This is a genomic window from Pseudohalioglobus lutimaris, assembly GCF_002866825.1.
Classification (GTDB): domain Bacteria; phylum Pseudomonadota; class Gammaproteobacteria; order Pseudomonadales; family Halieaceae; genus Halioglobus; species Halioglobus lutimaris.
Map to the genome: position 1 here is coordinate 68035 of NZ_PKUS01000008.1, position 20139 is coordinate 88173.

The following is a 20139-nucleotide window of genomic DNA, read 5'->3' on the forward strand; positions in this document are numbered from 1 at the left end:
ACATGGCCGATTCGCCCGAACAGTGGATTACAAGCCCATGCCAGAGTCCTATATCAAGCGTATCCTCGACGCGCGCGTCTACGACGTCGCGAAGGAGACGCCCGTGGACCGCGCCGAGTTGATGTCGCGGCGCCTGGGGAACAATGTCTGGCTCAAGCGTGAAGACCTCCAGCCCGTTTTTTCCTTCAAGCTGCGCGGCGCCTATAACAAGATGAATCGTCTCAGCGAAGCGCAGCGTGCACTGGGCGTGGTGGCGGCATCCGCGGGGAATCATGCGCAGGGCCTGGCCATGGCGGCGCAAAAATTGAATGTCAAAGCGACCATCGTCATGCCCAGGACCACGCCGCAGATCAAGGTAGACGCGGTGCGCCGCCGTGGGGCACGGGTAGTACTGAGGGGGGATTCCTACGATGAAGCCGCAGACTATGCCCAGCAACTGGTGGCTGAAAAGGGCATGACCTATGTCCATCCTTTTGATGATCCCGATGTGATTGCCGGACAGGGCACTGTGGGTATGGAAATTGTGCGCCAGCACCAGAAGCCACTGGACGCTATTTTCGTTCCTGTCGGCGGTGGCGGTTTGCTTGCCGGGGTGGCTGCCTATGTGAAGTATGTCTGGCCGCAGACCCGGGTGATCGGTGTCGAACCGGAGGATGCGGCATGCCTCAAACTGGCGCTGGAACGCGGTCGGCGTGCAGTATTGCCTGAGGTGGGGCTATTTGCCGATGGCTGTGCTGTCGCCCAGATCGGCAAGGAGACCTTCAGGGTTGTGCGCAATCTGGTGGATGAAGTGATTACCGTGGGCACAGACGAGATGTGTGCGGCGATCAAGGATATTTTTGAGGATACGCGCAGCATCGCTGAGCCCGCAGGTGCGCTTGCCCTGGCTGGACTTAAGCTGTACGCGGATCGGGAGGGGATTGAGGGTGCCGACTTGCTGGCCATTGTCAGCGGTGCCAACACCAATTTCGATCGCCTGCGCTACATATCCGAACGTACCGAGATCGGCGAGCAGCGCGAGGCTGTCTTGTCGGTTACGATCCCGGAGAAACCCGGCAGCTTCCGCACGTTTTGTAACGCGCTGGGTAGACGCAACATTACCGAATTTAACTACCGCTTCGCCGATGCTGCGAGTGCCCAGGTTTTCGTGGGCCTGTCCGTGGTGCCCGGCGGTGATGACCTGGCTGAATTGCTGGCAGGCCTGGCACGCAAGGGCTACGACGTCGTCGACCTCACCGATAACGAAGTCGCCAAGCTCCATGTGCGTTATATGGTGGGTGGTCACGTCCCGGGAACGATAGAAAATGAGCGCGTTTACCGTGTTGAGTTTCCCGAGCGCCCTGGAGCGTTGGCTAAATTCCTGTCCGCTCTGGGGCAGCGCTGGAGTATCTCGATGTTTCATTACCGCAACCATGGCGCGGCATATGGGCGCATTTTGGTCGGTGTGGGGGTGGCGCCGTCAGAGAAGAAGGCGTTTACGGCAGCCCTTGAGGAAATCGGTTACCGCTTCTGGGACGAGTCCGACAACGTGGCATATCAGTTGTACCTCGGTCGTCGCGACGGTTAAGGCGCTCTTATTGGCTAAAAATGGCAGAAAACGTCAGTTTTCCGTCGTTGCCAGTAGACATTTCCTGCTTTTGTGAAATAATCCGCAAAGTTAGTGGTTGTTTTCAGCTAACAATAACAACGGCAAGGGCTTCCCAGAATAGCCCGGCCCCCAAGCGAGAAATCGCAAGTTTAAGAGAGTGATGAAAAGTGAAGCGTAAACCAGACCTGATGGTAGTGCTCATGGCCGTTTTTGGTATTAGCGTGGTCGTGACCTTGATGCTGCCCATGGCAGCCAACGACACAGTAGCCGCACCTGCGTCCGGACTGCAGGCAGGCGTGATCATCAACCAGTAGCTGCGTTCAGAGCCAGGAGGCCCGACTCCGTCAATACGTAGTCCAGTCGCACGTCCCAGTCTTCTCCCGGCAGGGAGCGTACTTCCTGCAGGTCATAGGCCAGGCCTATCTTTATGACGTTTTGTGCCTTTTCCAGGCTGCGGTCATAGAATCCGCCCCCCATTCCCAGCCGCTGCCCGGTTCCGTCCCAGCCGACCAGTGGCAGCAATATCGCGTCCATTTCGCGGGCCGATCGCAGCGCTGCACCTGACTCAGGCTCGCCAATGCCGAATTGATTGGGCAGCAGAGGCTCCCCTTTTACCCACGGAGCGAAGCACAGGCTGCTATCTTGTTGTATTACCGGCAGGTAAATATGCTTCCCCTGCTCCCGCAGTTTGTCTATACCGGTGCTCGGGTCGATCTCTGCATCTGCAGCGAGATAAGTGGCGATGTGGAGTGTGTCTGCGAGAATTGGCAGCGTGGCGAGTGTTTCACCCAGAGCCGTCGCGGCCCGGGCCCTGGTTTGCGCATCCAGCCCCTGCCGCATGCGTCGCAACTGTCGTCGCAAATTGCACTTGCTGTGCTCGGTTGAAAGCATGGTGAGAGATTCCCGGCGTACCGCTGACAGCGCTGCCCTTGAACCCGACGGTTCAAGGTGGAGACACCTGCACTGTATAAGGCTTTCCGGTCATGCCGGACATGCACACCAACAGCAACGAGAGGCCCCCGGATATAACATTATCGGCTCGAGGACTGTCTGCCTGGCGAATACGCCAGGGATCAGCGCATAGTATAACGCAGGGTCGGGGGGGAGTTCGCCCTTGAAATTTGGCCGAAATTAGGAGTGGGTTAGCCGATCTCGAGCTGGCGCAGTTGGTAGAGCGCGTCATCAAGCTTGCGAGTCAGGGATTCCACGGCGCCAGGGTCGGGTGTTGAACGGTCCGTCTCGCCATGCTCAGAGGCCTGTAACAGCTCGTAGCTGATGTTGAGCGCGGCCATCACTGCGATGCGCTCCAGGCCTATGACCTTGCCGGTTTCGCGAATGCCCCGCATCTGTTTGTCGAGATATTTGGCCGACACGACCAGCTCGGCCTCCTGCTCTTCAGGGCAGGCGACCTGGTAGTCCTTGTCGAGAATTTTCACCGTGACGGTATTGGCTTGGCTCACCGGGTTACTCCATTGTCCGCAGGCGGTTGATCATGGCTTCCACTTTTGAGCGGGCCAGCTCGTTCTTATCAATCAGGTCCTGACGTTCCTGTTGCCAGCCAGCGTTCTCCGCCTTGAGCAGTTGGTTTTCCCTGTTCAGCTCGTTACACAGCCCGATCAACTGGTCGATCTTCTGTTCCAGAGTCTGCAGTTGCTTGTCTGCCATGGAGTTTTACTGGTGTTAGTCTGATAGGGACTTTACTATAAGGGCGCTTCCGTTTTAGGTCAACGGAACAAAAGCAATGTAAATCAAAGGCCTGCCATACTTTGTTAGTCTGCGTTGTAGCTGCCGCAAAAGCAGGCCGTAATTCAGGAAAATGCCATGCTTGATCACCCCGGTGACGAGGTCGATGTATTTGACTTTGAGGAACTGGCCAACCACCTGCTGGAGCAGGGACATGACACCTCTCCCTCAACACTGCACGGCTGCCTGTGCGGCTTGCTCGCGGCCGGAGCGCCGCACCAGGCGGAAGCAGGGCTGGCCCTGCTGGCCCAGGCTCTGGAGCTTTCCGTTTATGGAGAGCTGGCTGGCCAGTTGCTGCAGTTATACCAGGTGTCTGCCGCCGCGCTGCTGGACGAGGAGTTTGATTTTCACCCGTTGCTGCCTGATGACGAGGTGGACATAGCGACGCGCACCGAATCCCTCGCCGCCTGGGCCAGTGGTTTTCTCAGTGGTTTCGCCCAGGTAAACCGAACCCAGGTGAGCCAGGACAGCAGCGAGATTCTCAAGGACTTTGCCGCTATCGCCGAGGCCGTCATTGATGATGACGCAGAGGAAGAAGAGTCCGAGAGCAGCTTTGTGGAGGTCGCCGAGTATCTGCGCTTCGCCTCGCTGAATGTGTTCATGGACAGCCGTGCCAACCTGGAGGACGGGCAAACTCCGTCCGTTCATTAAGCCACCCGTGCTCGCACTCAGCCTGGTTAACGACCGTTTCGCCAATGAAAATCAGTAATACGGAATATGCCCGCCGTCGCCGCAACCTCATGGCGATGATGGAGGCCAATAGCATCGCCATCATCCCCTCTGCCCGCGAGGTACAGCGCAGCCGCGACACCGAATACCCCTTCCGTCAGAACAGTGACTTCTATTACCTTAGCGGCTTCGTCGAGCCCGACTCGGTACTTGTTCTGGTTCCCGGGCGTGTGCATGGCGAGTTTGTCATGTTTTGCCGGGAGCGGGACCCGTCCACGGAGCTCTGGCACGGCAGTCGCGCCGGTCCTGACGGTGCCTGTGACCAGTTTGGTGCCGATGATGCATTCCCTATCGGGGATGTGGACGAAATACTGCCCGGCCTGATTGAGGGGAGGGAGCGTGTCTACTACTCCATGGGCCGAAGCTCCCGCTTCGACAGGGAGATTATGGAGTGGGTTAATACCATCCGCAGCAAGGAGGCGACAGGCGCTGTACCACCGGGTGAGTTCACCGATCTTGATCATATGCTGCACGACCTGCGGCTGATAAAAAGTGCAGCAGAGCAAAAACTCATGCGCAGGGCGGGAGAAATTACTGCGGGAGCGCATCGACACATTATGCGTAGCTGTGAGCCGGGTATGTATGAGTACCAGTTGGAAGGTGAACTCCATCACCAGTTTGTGCTGGGCGGCGCTCGATACCCCGCCTACCTGAGCATTGTTGGCAGCGGACGCAATGCCTGCACACTGCACTATGTGGAGAACAATGCCCGGATGCGGGACGGCGACCTGGTGTTGGTTGATGCCGGCTGCGAGTTCGAGTATTACGCGGCAGATGTTACCCGCACCTTCCCCGTAAACGGTCGTTTCAATCCTGAGCAGCGTGCGCTTTATGAGGTGGTGCTTGCCGCGCACGAGGCAGCGGTTGAGCAGGTTCGTGCGGGTAACCACTGGAACCAGCCTCACGATGCCAGCGTGCGCGTGATCACCGCTGGCCTGTTGGAACTGGGGTTGCTGGAAGGGGAGGTGGATGAGTTGATCGAAACTCAGGCCTACCGGGATTTCTACATGCACCGCGTGGGTCACTGGCTGGGCCTGGACGTACACGATGTAGGCGACTACCGGGTGGGCGACGAATGGCGACTGCTTGAAGCGGGCATGGTAATGACCATTGAACCCGGAATCTATGTGGCACCGAACAACAAGTCGGTAGCGCGGAAGTGGCGAGGTATTGGCGTACGTATTGAAGACGATGTGCTGATAACGCGCGATGGCTGCGACATACTCACTGCTGATGCGCCACGTACGGTGGAGGAAATAGAAGCCACAATGGCAGCCTGACTATGGAAGATTACAGAGATATTGTTATCGCCGGCGGAGGCATGGTCGGCATCAGCCTCGCGCTCTACCTGGCGGAAGTGCTGCCAGCGGAAACACGAATTTGCCTGGTAGAGGGCTACCCCTTTCCCGCGCCGTTGCCCGGGCATAAGCCCGATTACCACCCTGCATTCGATGCGCGTTCCACTGCGCTGAGCTATAGCAGCAAACTGATTTATGAGCGCCTTGGGATATGGGACAACCTGCAGCAATGGTTGTGCCCTATCGCCAGTATTCATGTATCCAACCGCGGGCACTTCGGCAGCACGCTGCTGCAGGCTGAGGATCACGGATGGCCGGCACTTGGCTATGTAGTTGAGAACGCCTGGCTGGGCAACAGCCTGGTGCAGGCCCTGCACCGTCAGGGCAGGGTGGAACTCATCAGCCCCGCCCGCGTGGTTGACGCGCGCTGCGCAGATGACGGGGTAAGGCTTTCTCTCGAAGGGGATGCATTGGCAGGTCTGCACACCGGCCTGCTGGTGGTGGCCGACGGCGCCGCTTCGGGACTACGCCAGAAACTGGGCTTTGCTGTCAGTGAAAAACCCTATGGACAGCATGCGCTGGTGGCCAATGTGGCGTTTGCCAAGCCTCATGCCGGCTGTGCCTTCGAGCGATTTACAGAGCATGGTCCGGTGGCCTTGCTACCCCTGCTGGGCGTAAGCGATGCCCGGCACCGCAGCGGTCTGGTGTGGACTGTTTCGCCCTCCGAGGGCGAGCAACTGATGCAGTGTTCGGAGCAGGACTTCCTGGTCGCTTTGCAGGAGCGATTTGGCTATCGCCTGGGCCGTATGCAGCATGTAGGTGAGCGCCACAGTTATCCGCTTTCACTGGTCAAATCCACAGAACAAGTGCGCCAGGGGGTGGTGGTGATGGGCAATGCAGCGCACGCCCTGCATCCGGTAGCCGGGCAGGGATATAACCTGGCCCTGCGTGACGTGGCTGAACTCGCCACGGTGCTTGCGACTGCTGTCGAGCGAGGCGAGCGCCCGGGTGATATAGCGGTATTGCAACGCTATGAGCAGCGCCAGCAGGGCGACCAGCAGCGTACTATCGAATTCAGTGACCGCCTGCCCTCCCTGTTTATGGGTGGCGACCCGGTACTCGGGCTCGCGCGTGACCTGGCGCTTGCGGGCCTGGATATAGCGCCTGCGCTGAAGCGCGGCTTTGTCAATTACGCGGCGGGTGTCGCAGCTATGGGAGATTAGCCTTGCCACAGGAGTGTACTTTTGACGTGGTCGTCATCGGCGCTGGCATAGCCGGCAGTGCACTGGCCCTGGCGCTGAGCGGGAATGGCCTCGCGATCGCCGTTGTCGAGGCGCAACCCATGGTTCGCAAGCCGCTTCCCCGGGAGCCGGGCCTGGGCGCTTTTGACGCAAGGGTAAGTGCGTTGACCCCAAAGTCGGTCTCCCTGTTGCAGGGCCTGGATGCCTGGGAAGCAATAGCCGCCTACCGGCATTGCGCCTACCGGCATATGAATGTCTGGGACGCTGAGGGCACCGGTCGAATCGAGTTTGATTGTGACGAACTGGATGTGCCTGTACTGGGACACATTGTAGAAAACCGCGCCATTGTCGACAGTCTCCTGGAGCGTATCGAGGCCGCCACCGATATCCGGCGTTGCAGTCCTGACAAGCTGGAGGCCTGCGACCGCAACCACGATGGCACGCTCAACGTGACGCTGAGCAGTGGTGAACAACTGCAGACTCGCCTGGTGGTAGGTGCCGATGGGGCGTTGTCGAGAGTTCGGGAAATGTTTGCGTTCCAGACGCGTGAGTGGGACTACGGTCATCAGGCGCTGGTGTGCACCGTGCAGGTATCCCGGGATCACCAGTCAACGGCCTGGCAGCGCTTTTTGCCCACCGGGCCGTTGGCGTTTCTGCCCCTGCCGGGCACGGAGCGTGAGCATTACTGCTCCATTGTCTGGTCTGTGCAGGATGAGGTCGCCGAAAAATTGCTGGCCCTGGACGAGCGCGAATTTTGTGATGAGATTGCCAGTGCGATTGAGCATTGCCTTGGCGACGTGGTGGCTGCCAGTCCACGTTTTGCTTTTCCATTACGCCAGCGTCATGCTGTCGATTACGTGCAGCCGGGTGTCGCCCTGGTGGCAGATGCCGCACACACGATTCATCCACTGGCAGGTCAGGGTATTAATCTTGGTCTGCAGGACGTCTCTGTGCTGGCAGAGGAGCTATTGTCAGCACATGCCAGGGATATGCCTCTGGGCCAGTTGGATGTGCTGGGGCGCTACCAGCGTCGCCGGAAGGGTGAAAATCTGCTGATGATGGGCGCCATGGATGGTTTTAAGCGCCTGTTTGAGCAACAGGCACTGCCGCTTCGTTGGTTACGTAATGCGGGCCTGCGGGGGGTTGCGCGTTTTACCCCACTGAAGCTGCGTCTGATGCGTCACGCTATGGGTATTGACTGAGCCGTATTGTTTTTCCCCTTCTGCCAGTTAGAATGAGGCGCTCAGCTCCGCCGCATTGACCGAACCGAGGACTTTTACATGAGCCAGACCCCCAGTGAATTGAAATATGCCAGCAGCCACGAATGGGCTCGGCTGGAAGAGGATGGCACGGTCACGATCGGTATTACTGACCACGCCCAGGATGCCCTGGGTGATGTGGTATTCGTAGAACTCCCTGATGTGGGGGCCAGCCTGGCAGCAGGTGAAGATGCCGGCGTCGTGGAATCGGTAAAAGCGGCGTCAGATATCTATTCCCCTGTCGGTGGTGAAGTTCTGGGGATCAACGAGCAACTCGAAGACGAGCCCGAGACAGTCAATTCCGACCCCTACAACGATGGTTGGTTTTTCCGCCTGCGTCCCACTGATGTCAGTGAGCTGGATGCGTTGCTCAATGCCGAGGAATACCAGAGCAAGTGTGACGAGGACGACTGAACCCGATGCGGTTCCCTGAGCCGTTGACACCATGACATCCGCCGACCTCTATCTGCGCAAGGGCGCAGACCGCCGCCTGCGTGGCGGTCACCTGTGGATATATTCCAATGAAATAGACAGCAAACGTAGTTCGCTTGGCAGTTTTGCCCCCGGCGAGCCGGTATGTGTGCGCAGTGCCGAAGGCAAGCTGCTGGGTTCTGCCTACATGGAGCCACAATCACTGATTTGTGCGCGCATGTTTGCCCCGGGTGAGCAGCGGTCGCTGGACTTCTCACTTATCCTGCAGCGCCTGAAGGTTGCACTTGCGGGGCGTGACGCTTTTTTTGACCAGCCCTTCTATCGGTTGGTTTATGGTGACAGCGACCTGCTTCCCGGTATCGTTATCGATCGTTTTGGCCCCTACCTGGTGGTGCAGTTGAATAATGCGGGGGTGGAACGTTACCGGCAACCTTTGCTGGATGCCCTGGTGGACCTGCTCAAGCCCGAGGGCGTGCTGTTGCGTGGCGATAGCCGTAGCCGTCGTGAGAGCGGTCTGGCGGTAGATGTAGAAGTCGTTTTGGGTGACGTACCGGAGCGGGTGCCCGTAGAGGAAAACGGGGTGAAGTTTCTCGCCCCGGTACATAGCGGACAGAAGACCGGTTGGTTTTATGACCACCGTATGGCTCGCGCCCGGTTGCAGCCCTGGGTGCAGGATAAGTCGGTGCTGGATGTTTACAGCTACATCGGCGGTTGGGGCATCCAGGCCGGGGTGTTTGGCGCCAGTTCGGTGTGCTGCCTGGACAGCTCGGCTGCGGCGCTAGAGGGGGTGATGGTCAACGCCGGGCTCAACGGGCTGGCCGACCAGGTGTCGATCAGGCAGGGTTCCGCGCCGGAGACCATGGCGCAGATGCGCACCGAGAGCTTATCCTTCGATGTGGTGATTCTGGACCCGCCTGCGTTTATCCAGCGGCGCAAGGACCTGAAGAAAGGGCTCGCCGCCTACCGGCGCATTAACGAGCTCGGCCTGCGTCTGCTCAAGCCGGGCGGTCTTCTGGTATCCGCGTCCTGTTCAATGCACTTGTCACGAGCTGACCTGTTCACCGCCATGCAGCAGGCCGCGGTGCGTGCGGACTGCCAGTTGCGTGTTGTTGAGCAAGGCGCCCAGGGGCCGGACCATCCCATTCATCCGGCGATACCAGAAACTGAGTATCTTAAGGCGGTTTTTGCTCGTCGGGTTGGGTAGAGCCTTGACTCACCAGGCCGCATAGGCTGCGGTAGCTACCCGCGTGGATTGGCGGGTAAATACCCAGCCCCGAAGATGGCCTTTAGGCCTGGCCCGTAAAATGGCAGTAAAACGCCAATAGCCTAACGTAGCGAAATCACCGGCCATCCAGCCTGGCGGGCATGGGCCAGCAGTGTGTTGTCCGGGTCCACCGCCACTGGTTTGTCTACCAGTTCCAGCAGCGGCAGGTCGTTATGCGAGTCGCTATAAAAGTAGGCGCCGGCCAGGGGGATGTCCTTTCCCGCCAGCCATTGCCGCAGCCGGGTGATCTTGCCTTCCTTATAGGAGGGAGTACCCGCCGGTTCGCCGGTGTATAGCCCGTCGATTATCTGCGCCTCGGATGCCAGAATGTCAGCTATGCCCAGTGCTGCGGCAATGGGCCGGGTGATGAACTCATTGGTGGCCGTGATGATGAGCAGGTCGTCTCCCTGGTCGCGATGCCGTTGGATTAACTGTTCGGCTCTGGCCAGCATAATGGGTTCGATCTTGCTGGCCATGAAAGCGCGGTGCCAACTGTCCAGTTCGTCCGCAGATCGGCCCTTCAGCGGCCCGAGCGCGAAGCGCAGATAGCTGAGGATATCGAGCTGACCAGCCTGGTAGTCTGCATAGAACTGGTCGTTTCGAGCAGCAAAAGATTCCGCATCCACCAATCCCTGCTCGCACACAAACTGACCCCACAGGTGGTCGCTGTCACCGCCTATCAAGGTGTTGTCGAGGTCAAAGATTGCCAGGGACATGGAGGAAGTACCGAGTGAAAGCGAAGCAGCATAACGTCTGCTAAAGGCAGAGTAAATTTCTCTGGGGGAGGAAAGTGTGGAACAATAAAAGCATCAACAGCTAATAAATAAGATGTAACGTGATCGACAAGGACGGTTTTCGACCAAATGTAGGGATAGTGCTTGCCAACGATCAGGGCCAGGTTCTGTGGGCGCGGCGGGTAGGCGGCCGCGATGCATGGCAGTTTCCCCAGGGCGGGATCAATCGCGGTGAATCTGCCGAGGAGGCCTTGTATCGCGAGCTGGAGGAAGAAGTGGGTCTGTCGCAGGATGCAGTTGAAGTGCTCGGCGTGACCCGCGACTGGTTGCGCTATAAGCTCCCCAGGCGTTTTGTGCGCAAGGGGCAAAAGCCACTATGTATCGGGCAAAAGCAAAAGTGGTTCCTGCTGCGCATGCTGGAGGATGACACTGCTGTGCGCCTCGACCTTAATGCCAAACCGGAGTTCGACCACTGGCAGTGGGTAAGTTACTGGTATCCGCTGAACCAGGTTATAGCCTTCAAGCGTGAGGTATATAGGCGTGCGATGAAAGAGCTGGCCTTGCCCATGGGGCGCCACACCGAAAAGTGGGTAGAGAGTTAGATGCTGGAAGTCCTGCGCCATATAGTACAGGAGGTCAACTCAGCCAATGGGCTGGAAGAGGCCCTGGATATCATTGTGCGTCGTGTGCAGAGCGCCATGGGCACAGAGGTCTGCAGTATCTATTTGCGCGAGCCAGGCGGTGAGCGTTTCATTTTCCGGGCTACGGAGGGACTGAATAAGGATCAGGTGGGCCGCGCCAGCCTTGCCCCCGGGGAGGGCCTTGTCGGCACGGTTGCAGAGCGCGAGGAGCCGCTAAACCTTGAGCACGCCGAAAACCATCCCAACTTTCGCTTCTTTCCCGATATCGGCGAAGAGCCATTTCACGCATTTCTCGGCGTACCCATCATCCACCAGCGGGATGTACTGGGCGTGTTGGTGGTGCAACAGGCGGAACAACGTCGTTTTGACGAGAGTGAAGAAGCTTTTCTCGTTACCATGTCGGCACAGCTTGCCGCGGTTATCGCCCACGCGCGCATAACCGGCGCAGTCCTGGCTGATATTACTACTACTGCCGCGCAGGCAAAAATTACCGGCGTTCCCGGGGCACCGGGGATCGCTATTGGCACTGCGGTGGTCATTTCGCCAATCGCCGATCTCTACGCTGTGCCACACAAAATCGTGGACAACCGGCGGGCCGAACTGCATGCGTTCCGCGTTGCCCTGCAGCGGGTTCGCGAGGACATCCAGGCCGTGGCAGATAACCTGGGCGGTCAGCTCAGTCGTGAAGATCATGCGCTTTTTGATGTCTATCTGGGCATTCTCGATGACTCTTCCATCGGTCGCGAGGTGGTGGGCCTGATTCGGGAAGGGCACTGGGCCCAGGGCGCTCTCAGTCAGGTAATGATCGAGCACATTCGTCATTTTGAGCGCATGGAGCACAGCTACCTAAAGGAGCGTGCGGTAGATGTTAAGGATCTGGGTACGCGAGTACTTGCTTACCTGCAGGCATCGGACAAACAGGTGCAGACATTTCCTGAGCAAACGGTGCTGGTGGGAGAGGAGCTCACGGCTTCCTCCCTGGGGGAAATACCTCGAGAACGGCTGGCGGGCCTGATTTCGGTACGCGGCTCTGGTAACTCCCACGTGGCCATTCTCGCCAGGGCCATGGGCATTCCCACGGTGATGGGCGCAGTGGACCTGCCATACACCCGCCTCGAGGGGCGTGAAGTTGTTATCGATGGCTACAACGGCACCGTACACCTCAACCCACGGCCCGAGGTGCTGGCGCGCTTCGAAGAGGTGCTGGACTCGGATCGGGAACTGAGCAAGGACCTGGAGTCGCTGCGCGGTGAGCCCTGTATCACACTTGACGGGCATCGGTTGCCCCTGTGGGTCAACACCGGCCTGATGGCAGACGTCACTCGCTCCCTGGAGCAGGGCGCCGAGGGTGTCGGTCTGTACCGTACCGAGGTCCCCTTTCTATTGCGTGAGCGCTTTCCCTCGGAGGAAGAGCAACGGCAGATCTACCGCAACCAGTTGGAGGCATTTGCCCCGCGCCCGGTCACCATGCGCACCCTCGATATTGGTGGAGACAAGGCCCTGCCCTATTTTCCCATCGAGGAAGACAATCCATTCCTGGGTTGGCGCGGCATCCGGGTGACACTGGACCACCCGGAGATATTCCTGGCCCAGGTGAGGGCCATGCTCAAGGCCAATGCCGGGCTGGGAAATTTGCGCATCATGCTACCGATGATCTGCAATATTCCCGAGGTAGACGAGGCGCTGGACCTGATTCATCGCAGCCACCGGGAGATTGTCCAGGAAGGCGTGGATGCCGAGATGCCGCTGATCGGAGTGATGGTCGAAGTGCCCTCGGCGGTATACCAGGCCAGGGCCCTGGCCAAACGGGTGGATTTCCTTTCGGTTGGCTCCAACGACCTGACCCAATACCTGTTGGCGGTGGATCGTAACAACGCCCGGGTGGCAGATCTCTACCACGCACTGCACCCTGCGGTGCTGCAGGCCCTGGTGCAGGTGGCTGATGCAGCCCATGCCGAGGGTAAGAATGTGGGCATATGCGGGGAGCTTGCGGGAGATCCTGAAGGCGCTGTGCTCCTGCTGGCGATGGGGTATGACGTTCTGTCGATGAACGCCACCAGTCTGCCCAAGGTCAAGAAAGCCCTGCGCAATGTCAATCTGGCAGAGGCGAAAGACCTGCTGAGGGAAGTGCTACAGATGGAGGACGCCGCAGCGATCCACAATCGACTGCAATTGTTCCTCGCTTCACACGGTATGGAGCAGTTTATCCACAACCCTGTGGAGTGAGCTCACGCCGGTGCCAGGGTTTGCTCGATCACCTGTTCGGTTAACCCGTCGGGGCTGAAATTAAGCTCCCGCCACTGCAGCCTTCCCTCTGCATCCTGCCACAGCGTCGTGGTTGCCCGCGTGCCGTAGGTAGGGTTGACGATGAACTGCGAAGAAAGCAACTGATCCATTTCGCTGTCCAGCCCCTGGGCCTGTAGCTGCTCGGGCGAGGCCAACTCCCGGCTTGATACCGCACTTGCCAGTCCATTGTGGCTGGGGATGCTGTGGATCTGGTTCTGCATGGCCTGCTTGCCCAGCAGGATCTTTGGCCAGGGAGTATCCAGGCGGGCGTTGCTCAATCCGTAGATTCCCGGCCGGAGTTGTCGAGGCCCCTCATCGTGGGTGCTGTTGCTGTAGTACCAGAGCGTGCCGGCCTCACCCAGCAGCAGATTAAATCCTGCGTAGTCGCGAGCGCGGTGCGCTACCTCCCGCAGATACGCTTCAGCGGTCTGTTTCCCGGCAAGAAAGCTGGTGGTCAGTTCCCCCCGGGTGCGAGGCCCGGGAACGGTGCGCTGGGGATCGCGATAATTGGTGACTGCGGCAAAGCGCCCATTCCTGTTGATGCCCATCCAGGTCCCCCCTGCCTGCAGATCGCGCCCCGCAAACACATCGGGATGTTCATCCCAGAAGCCGGCGGGGGCGGTAGGGCGGGCGTGGAATTCGTCCCGGTTGGCGGCGACCATCAATGGGTAGGCCGCACTGGTGCGGTAGGCGAACAAAATCAGGCACATGAGAGTGGGTTTGCTCCTCGGGTTGCGGTAAACAATTGTGTCGGATTCGATGCTGCATGATAATACGCCTTCGTTCCTCTGGTCTGCTCATGCTTCCTTATCCTGAAATTGATCCCGTCGCCCTTGCCATCGGGCCATTGAAAATCCATTGGTATGGTCTTGCTTACCTGACCGGCATCGCTGCCGGCTGGTGGCTGGCCCTGCGCCGCAGCAGCCAGGCCTGGAGTCCGGTTAGCCGAGAGCAGGTGGATGATCTCGTTTTTTTCGCCGCCATGGGCATCGTGCTGGGTGGGCGGGTGGGCTACACCCTGTTCTACGGTGGCCAGCGACTTATCGATGACCCGGGATGGGCGCTGCGTTTATGGGAAGGTGGCATGTCTTTCCACGGAGGTTTTCTCGGCGTACTGCTGGCCATGTACCTGTTCGGCCGCAAGCGCGATATTCCTTTCTGGCGGCTGATGGATTTTATCGCGCCGCTAGTGCCTATAGGCCTGGGCCTGGGGCGACTGGGGAATTTCATCGGCCAGGAGTTGTGGGGCAAGGCGACCGACGTGCCCTGGGCGATGGTTTTTCCCGACGACCCCCTGCAACTGGCACGTCATCCATCACAGCTCTACGAGTTCGCACTTGAGGGCGTGTTGCTGTTCGCCCTGTTGTTCTGGTTTTCCTCACGACCCCGGCCAGTGTGTGCTGTGTCGGGCGTGTTCTCCCTGGTCTACGGTTGTGCCCGCTTCCTGGTTGAGTTCTTCCGCGAGCCCGATGCCCATATCGGCTATGAGGCTTTCGGCTGGCTGACCCGTGGGCAAATTCTCAGTCTGCCGATGATATTCGTCGGTCTGGCCCTGTTGTTTGTCGCCTATCGCGGCGGCGCGCGAAGTGGAAAAGTAAAATGAAGCAATATCTCGGCCTGCTGCAGGACATTCTCGACAATGGCGTACAAAAGGGCGATCGCACCGGCACGGGCACGCTCTCGGTCTTCGGGCGTCAGTACCGGCACGATCTGGCCGACGGTTTCCCCCTGCTGACCACCAAAAAGTTGCATCTCAAAAGCATTATCAATGAGCTCATCTGGTTTCTGCGCGGCGATACCAATACGCGCTGGCTGAAGGAGAACGGGGTATCCATCTGGGATGAGTGGGCGACAGAAAGTGGTGATCTGGGTCCAATCTACGGTGCGCAGTGGACAGCGTGGCCAACGCGTGAGGGGGGCAAGATCAATCAGATCGATTATGTTGTCGATTGCCTGCGTAATAATCCCGACAGCAGGCGCATTCTGTTCCATGGGTGGAACGTGGAATACCTGCCCGACGAGCAGGCCAGCCCCCAGGAGAATGCAGCGGCCGGACGCATGGCGCTGCCGCCATGTCACCTGCTCTATCAGTTCTATGTCGCCGGAGGCCGCCTCTCTGCCCAGTTGTACATCCGCTCCAGCGACTCCTTCCTCGGCCTGCCCTACAACACCGCCAGCCTGGCGGTGCTGACGATGATGCTGGCCCAGCAATGCGACCTGGAGCCGGGTGAAATTATCATCAGCACTGGCGACTCGCACCTCTACAGCAATCACCTGGAGCAGGTCCGCGAACAACTCGCCAGGAAGCCGCGGTCACTGCCGCGACTGAATATCACGCGCAAACCGGACAGTATTTATGACTATCGCTTCGAGGATTTTGAGCTGCTGAACTACGACCCGCATCCACATATTGCTGCGCCCGTGGCGGTCTGAGGTTGCTATGGTTGCGCTAGCCGTCATTGTGGCCGCCGCTGAGAACGGTGTTATAGGCAGGGATAATGCGCTGCCCTGGCACTTGCCAGAAGACCTGCGCTACTTCAAGCGGGTCACAATGGGCAAGCCCATTGTGATGGGTCGAAAGACTTACGAGTCTATTGGCCGGCCTCTACCGGGCCGCGCCAACATTGTTATTACCCGCAGCAAAGGCTGGTTTGCAGAGGGCGTCAGCGTCGTGCACAGCCTCGATGAGGCGCTGCGCCTTGCCGCTGATATTGCTCGCATGGACGGTATCGAGGAATTGATGGTCATTGGCGGTGCCGAGATTTATGCCCACGCTATTCCCCGGGCAGAGCGCCTGTATTTGACCCAGGTGCACGCTGATGTGAAGGGCGATGCCCTGTTGCCCGACATTGACTGGTCGCGGTGGCTGGAGGTGTCCCGAGAGCGCTTTTACGCCAGCGAAGAGAATCCGTTTGACTATAGCTTTGTCGTCTACGAGCGCAATGTATGACCGGCGATGGCTTGTTACTGTTGGGCTGATTTCCAATTTTTGTGTTACCTATCTACTCATAAGTTCTCCGCTGGCCCGTAAGGGGAGCGCTATAATTGAAATAGCCTGCTCAATTGGTTTAAATTTCGCTACTCGGTTTACCGACTCTGGTTTATCCACTATATAAGTAGTTCAGGTACCGGTTTATCAGAGCCGTCTCTTTTTGTTGGACACAGGAAATATAATTCCCATGACTATGCATCGACTGAAAAATGCACTGATCGCTGCACTTGTTTCCGCAGGGGCCCTGGTGGGCGCCGCGGTAACTGTGCAGGCCAGTACGCTGGATTCCATTCTGGATTTGGGTGAGGCCAAGAACGCTGCCGCTCGCAAGTCCCAGGCAAAGATTGATCGCCTTGCCGATGAAACGCGCGATCTGCTCAGCGACTACAAGACGGTCAATAAACAGATTGATGGTCTTAAAGTCTACAACTCCCGGTTGCAACGCCAGATCGACAACCAGATGACGCGCATTGGCCAGATCGACAACTCCATCGATCAGGTCACCGTTATTCAGCGCCAGATGACCCCGCTGGTCATCCGGATGATTGACGGGCTGGAAAAGTTCGTCGAACTGGACGTGCCTTTCCACGTTGAGGAGCGTCAACAGCGTATTGCCTTCCTTCGCGCCAACCTGGATCGTTCTGATGTTTCGGTGGCCGAGAAATTCCGTCAGGTTCTGGAAGCCTACAAGATTGAGAACGAGTACGGCCGCAAGATCGACGCCTACAAGGGCAATGTCGAGATCGATGGTGTGGAGCGTGACGTGAACTTCTTCCGGGTTGGCAGGATAGCCCTGTTATACCAGACGACTGACACCGAGATTTCAGGAGCCTGGGACCAGTCCAGCCGCAGCTGGGTGCCACTGGAGCGCGGTGAATACCGCAACGCGATCATGAAGGGGCTGCGGATAGCGCGCAAAGAAGCCTCAATTGACCTGATGAATCTGCCTATCGCCGCCCCGGAGGCCAAATAATGAGCATTAAATTTGTGAAAGCCGCCGCCCTCGCCATGGCGGGTACGCTGGCAGTATCGGCGGGCTCCGTGCTCGCGCAGGAAGCGAAGTCCCTTGATGAGCTTCTGCAATTTGTGAAGCAGGGTCAGGTTCAGGAACAGAAAGAAAACCGCGCCCGTGAGCAGCGCTTCGCCAAGGATAAGGCCAATCAGGCTGCGGAGCTCAAGCGTGCAGAAGCTGAGCGCACTCGCCAGGAGCAGATATCCACGCAGCTTGAAGATCAGTTTGAAGAGAATGAACTGCTGGTCGCTGCCAAGCAGAAGCAGCTGAAAGAAAAGCTGGGTACGCTTGCCGAGCTGTTCGGTCACCTGACATCCACTTCCGGCGACCTCGCCAGCAACCTCGAGATGTCACTGACCAGTGCGCAGTATCCTGGTCGTGAAGTGTTCCTCCAGGAGTTGATCGCCAAGATGAGTGGTTCCGATACGTTGCCAAGCATTGAGGAAATCGAGCGCGTCTGGTTTGAGCTGAACCGGGAGATGGTTGAGTCCGGTAAAGTGGTATCGTTCACTTCCGAAGTTGCCAAGCCAAATGGTGATAAAGTCGAGCAGAAAGTGGTTCGTGTTGGTACCTTCAACATGGTGTCTGAAGACGGCCAGTACCTGCAGTTCGTGCCCGCCAAGGGTAGCCTGGAAGAGCTTGCTCGCCAGCCATCCGGTCCCTACATTGGCTGGGCCAAAGGGCTGGCAAACGCCACCGACGGTATGCATAAGTTCGGTGTTGACCCCACTGGTCCCACCGGCGGTTCGTTCCTTGCAGCTTTGATTAACAGCCCCAACCTCGAAGAGCGCTGGCATCAGGGCGGGTACATTGGCTATGCCATTACCGCCGTGGGTGCATTTGCGTTCCTGTTGGCGATCTGGCGGCTGGTCGTACTTACCGGCGTCAGCGCCAAAGTCGGTTCGCAGCTCAAGAGTGACAAGGCCAAGGAGAACAATCCGCTGGGTCGTGTTCTGAAAATCCACGAGGACAACCCGAATATGGATCCCGAAACTCTGGAGTTGAAGCTTTCTGAGGGTATTCTCAAGGAAACGCCCAAGCTGGAGTCTGGCCTCACCCTGCTCAAGATCATCTCGGCAGTTGCGCCGCTGATGGGGCTGCTGGGTACGGTAACCGGTATGATTATTACCTTCCAGGCCATCACCATCTTTGGTGCGGGTGATCCCAAGGCAATGGCTGGCGGTATCTCTGGCGCTCTGGTGACCACGGTACTGGGTCTTCTGGTGGCGATTCCCACGGTGCTCCTGCATACCATCGTGAACGGCCGCGCCCAACGCATCATCCACGTGCTCAACGAGCAGACTACCGGCATCATTGCGGAGCACACCGAGGCCAAGCAGGGGAGCTGATATATGTACTGGTTTGATAGTGCGTATGAGGCCGTCTCCCGCTTCATGGATATGGGCGGGAATGTCCTCTGGTTAATTGCCATCCTGCTGTTCGTGATGTGGGCGTTGATCTTTGAGCGGGCCTGGTACTTCAAGACAGGCTGGAAAAAAGATGTTGCGGATGCGATTGGCAATTGGGAAGGGCGCAAGGAGCGCAAGTCCTGGGAGGCTCACGCCATTCGTGAGAAGCTGATATCGCAGTGTCGCATGCGGATCAACCAATACTTGCCGGTGATCAAGACCCTGGTGGCACTGTGTCCGCTATTGGGGTTGTTGGGAACAGTCACCGGTATGATCGAAGTTTTCAACATCATGGCGGTCACCGGTGGTGGTGACGCTAAATCGATGGCCGGCGGTGTATCGCGGGCAACTATCCCCACCATGGCCGGCATGGTCGCCGCCCTGTCCGGGGTGTTCGCGAATACTTACGTTACCCGGGTTGCAGAACGCGAGAGTGCGTTTTTGGAAGACAACCTGACCACCGATCACTAAGAGAGCACAGACAATGCGCAGGAACAATCGAGCAGCTGCCGAGGACGAGGCCCAGATCGACTTGACGCCCATGTTGGACGTCGTTTTTATCATGTTGATCTTCTTCATCGTTACCGCCTCTTTTATCAAAGAGGCGGGTATCGAAGTTAACCGTCCGGAGGCATCCACTTCGCAGCCCAAGAAGAATGTGAATATCCTGGTTGCGATTAACGCCAACAATGAAATCTGGATGGACAAGCGACGTATCGATGTGCGCGCAGTGCGCGCCAATATCGAGCGCCTGCACGCGGAGAACCCCAAGGGTGCCGTGGTAATCCAGGCGGACAATAAGTCCAATACCGAGACGGTCGCAGCGGTGCTCGACGCCGCGCGCGAAGCGGGAGTTTATGACGTCTCCCTGGCCACCGAGGATGATTGACCTGTTATGAATGGTAATCTAACCAGATTGATCCTCGGTGCGCTGCTGGCGCTACCGGTTGCTGGCGGCTTGTTCTTTATCATGCAGTACTTGATTGCCACCGCTGACCCCAAGATCGATGACAGCAAGACGCGCAAGGTAGCGGACATTCACATGCCCGAGCGTGAGATCGACACCAATGTGAACGAGCCCAAGCCGGATAAGGTCGATGACCCTGAAGAGCCGCCGCCGGACCTCGATACGCCCGATCTCGACATGGACATGGATATCGACGTGGTGAACACCGCACCAACGGCGTCTGTAGATGTGGAAATCAGTACCACTGGTATGTCATCCGGCGATGGTGAGTACCTGCCCATCGTGAAGGTTGCGCCAATTTACCCACGCCGTGCGCAGACCCGGGGTATCACCGGATACTGCATTGTGGAGTACACCGTGACCACGTCTGGTGCGATTCGTGACCCGGTGGCTGTCGATTGTCAGCCCTCCGGTGTGTTCGAAAAGGCTTCAGTAAAGGCCGCCCTCAAGTTCAAGTATAAGCCCCGGGTGGTTGACGGCGAGGCGATTGAAGTGGCGGGTGTGCAGAACAAGTTCACTTATGAGCTGGAACAGTAACAAGGTT

23 protein-coding genes and 1 other RNA gene are annotated in these 20139 nt (G+C 58.2%); 18 read left to right on the forward strand and 6 right to left on the reverse strand.

Going from position 1 to position 20139, the window contains the following annotated elements:
- Positions 1-37: 37 nt before the first annotated feature.
- Complete coding sequence (ilvA, locus tag C0039_RS08640; RefSeq protein ID WP_075999900.1) at positions 38-1567, forward strand: threonine ammonia-lyase, biosynthetic; 1530 nt, start codon at positions 38-40, stop codon at positions 1565-1567.
- Between the two features lie 188 nt (positions 1568-1755).
- A complete protein-coding gene (locus C0039_RS21055; RefSeq protein ID WP_157516112.1) occupies positions 1756-1902 on the forward strand; it encodes a hypothetical protein in 147 nt (48 codons plus the stop codon).
- Here C0039_RS21055 and C0039_RS08645 read toward each other — a convergent pair.
- The 4 genes from C0039_RS08645 to C0039_RS08660 all read right to left on the reverse strand — a co-directional run bounded on the left by C0039_RS08645 (position 1892) and on the right by C0039_RS08660 (position 3253).
- On the reverse strand, positions 1892-2479 hold the full coding sequence (locus C0039_RS08645) for a 5-formyltetrahydrofolate cyclo-ligase (RefSeq protein ID WP_101517858.1): 588 nt from the start codon (positions 2477-2479) through the stop codon (positions 1892-1894). The two genes, C0039_RS21055 and C0039_RS08645, sit on opposite strands and share 11 nt — an antisense overlap.
- Positions 2480-2484: 5 nt before the next feature.
- Positions 2485-2664: non-coding RNA, 6S RNA (gene ssrS / locus C0039_RS08650), on the reverse strand.
- A 66-nt stretch (positions 2665-2730) separates the two neighbouring features.
- Complete coding sequence (locus C0039_RS08655; protein WP_075999902.1) at positions 2731-3048, reverse strand: cell division protein ZapA; 318 nt, start codon at positions 3046-3048, stop codon at positions 2731-2733.
- 4 nt (positions 3049-3052) lie between these two features.
- Entirely contained in the window at positions 3053-3253 is a 201-nt protein-coding gene (locus tag C0039_RS08660) for a TIGR02449 family protein (protein WP_101517859.1), read from the reverse strand.
- Positions 3254-3409: 156 nt separating this feature from the next.
- On the opposite strand from C0039_RS08660, the gene C0039_RS08665 reads away from it, so the two are divergent.
- The 6 genes from C0039_RS08665 (at position 3410) to C0039_RS08690 (ending at position 9494) form a co-directional block, all read left to right on the forward strand.
- On the forward strand, positions 3410-3982 hold the full coding sequence (locus tag C0039_RS08665) for a UPF0149 family protein (protein WP_075999904.1): 573 nt from the start codon (positions 3410-3412) through the stop codon (positions 3980-3982).
- 44 nt (positions 3983-4026) lie between these two features.
- Positions 4027-5340 carry a Xaa-Pro aminopeptidase gene (pepP, locus tag C0039_RS08670; RefSeq protein ID WP_075999905.1) on the forward strand — a complete coding sequence of 438 codons (1314 nt, stop codon included), beginning with the start codon at positions 4027-4029 and terminating at the stop codon, positions 5338-5340.
- A 2-nt stretch (positions 5341-5342) separates the two neighbouring features.
- Positions 5343-6581 (forward strand): 2-octaprenyl-6-methoxyphenyl hydroxylase, encoded by a 1239-nt coding sequence (ubiH, locus tag C0039_RS08675; RefSeq protein WP_075999906.1) that lies wholly within the window; start codon positions 5343-5345, stop codon positions 6579-6581.
- Positions 6582-6583: 2 nt separating this feature from the next.
- Entirely contained in the window at positions 6584-7801 is a 1218-nt protein-coding gene (locus C0039_RS08680; protein WP_101517860.1) for a UbiH/UbiF/VisC/COQ6 family ubiquinone biosynthesis hydroxylase, read from the forward strand.
- Between the two features lie 78 nt (positions 7802-7879).
- Complete coding sequence (gene gcvH, locus C0039_RS08685; RefSeq protein ID WP_075999907.1) at positions 7880-8272, forward strand: glycine cleavage system protein GcvH; 393 nt, start codon at positions 7880-7882, stop codon at positions 8270-8272.
- A gap of 31 nt (positions 8273-8303) precedes the next feature.
- The gene (locus C0039_RS08690) at positions 8304-9494 is read left to right on the forward strand and encodes a class I SAM-dependent rRNA methyltransferase (RefSeq protein WP_101517861.1); all 1191 of its coding nucleotides are present in this window, start codon (positions 8304-8306) and stop codon (positions 9492-9494) included.
- 122 nt (positions 9495-9616) lie between these two features.
- Here the strand turns inward: C0039_RS08690 and C0039_RS08695 are convergent, their stop codons facing one another.
- Positions 9617-10270: a histidinol-phosphatase gene (locus C0039_RS08695; protein ID WP_101517862.1), complete on the reverse strand. Its 654-nt coding sequence runs from the start codon at positions 10268-10270 to the stop codon at positions 9617-9619.
- Positions 10271-10389: 119 nt separating this feature from the next.
- Here C0039_RS08695 and C0039_RS08700 point away from each other — a divergent pair, with 119 nt between their 5' ends.
- Both C0039_RS08700 and ptsP read left to right on the forward strand, forming a co-directional pair.
- Positions 10390-10890: an RNA pyrophosphohydrolase gene (locus tag C0039_RS08700; protein ID WP_084179489.1), complete on the forward strand. Its 501-nt coding sequence runs from the start codon at positions 10390-10392 to the stop codon at positions 10888-10890.
- Positions 10891-13155: a phosphoenolpyruvate--protein phosphotransferase gene (gene ptsP / locus C0039_RS08705; protein WP_075999911.1), complete on the forward strand. Its 2265-nt coding sequence runs from the start codon at positions 10891-10893 to the stop codon at positions 13153-13155.
- Positions 13156-13157: 2 nt separating this feature from the next.
- Here the strand turns inward: ptsP and C0039_RS08710 are convergent, their stop codons facing one another.
- Entirely contained in the window at positions 13158-13925 is a 768-nt protein-coding gene (locus C0039_RS08710; RefSeq protein WP_075999912.1) for an NRDE family protein, read from the reverse strand.
- An 89-nt stretch (positions 13926-14014) separates the two neighbouring features.
- Here C0039_RS08710 and lgt point away from each other — a divergent pair, with 89 nt between their 5' ends.
- The 8 genes from lgt to C0039_RS08750 all read left to right on the forward strand — a co-directional run bounded on the left by lgt (position 14015) and on the right by C0039_RS08750 (position 20132).
- Complete coding sequence (gene lgt, locus C0039_RS08715; RefSeq protein ID WP_075999913.1) at positions 14015-14818, forward strand: prolipoprotein diacylglyceryl transferase; 804 nt, start codon at positions 14015-14017, stop codon at positions 14816-14818.
- On the forward strand, positions 14815-15648 hold the full coding sequence (locus tag C0039_RS08720) for a thymidylate synthase (protein ID WP_075999914.1): 834 nt from the start codon (positions 14815-14817) through the stop codon (positions 15646-15648). The genes lgt and C0039_RS08720 overlap by 4 nt, the downstream gene beginning before the upstream one ends.
- Before the next feature lie 7 nt (positions 15649-15655).
- Complete coding sequence (locus C0039_RS08725; protein WP_101517863.1) at positions 15656-16165, forward strand: dihydrofolate reductase; 510 nt, start codon at positions 15656-15658, stop codon at positions 16163-16165.
- Between the two features lie 229 nt (positions 16166-16394).
- Entirely contained in the window at positions 16395-17180 is a 786-nt protein-coding gene (locus tag C0039_RS08730; protein ID WP_075999916.1) for a DUF3450 domain-containing protein, read from the forward strand.
- Positions 17180-18568: a MotA/TolQ/ExbB proton channel family protein gene (locus C0039_RS08735; protein WP_075999917.1), complete on the forward strand. Its 1389-nt coding sequence runs from the start codon at positions 17180-17182 to the stop codon at positions 18566-18568. Before C0039_RS08730 ends, C0039_RS08735 begins: the two co-directional genes overlap by 1 nt.
- 3 nt (positions 18569-18571) lie before the next feature.
- Positions 18572-19099, forward strand: coding sequence for a MotA/TolQ/ExbB proton channel family protein (locus C0039_RS08740; protein ID WP_075999918.1), 528 nt, complete (start codon positions 18572-18574; stop codon positions 19097-19099).
- A 13-nt stretch (positions 19100-19112) separates the two neighbouring features.
- Positions 19113-19517, forward strand: coding sequence for an ExbD/TolR family protein (locus C0039_RS08745; protein WP_075999919.1), 405 nt, complete (start codon positions 19113-19115; stop codon positions 19515-19517).
- A gap of 6 nt (positions 19518-19523) precedes the next feature.
- Positions 19524-20132: an energy transducer TonB gene (locus C0039_RS08750; RefSeq protein WP_075999920.1), complete on the forward strand. Its 609-nt coding sequence runs from the start codon at positions 19524-19526 to the stop codon at positions 20130-20132.
- Positions 20133-20139: the final 7 nt, after the last annotated feature.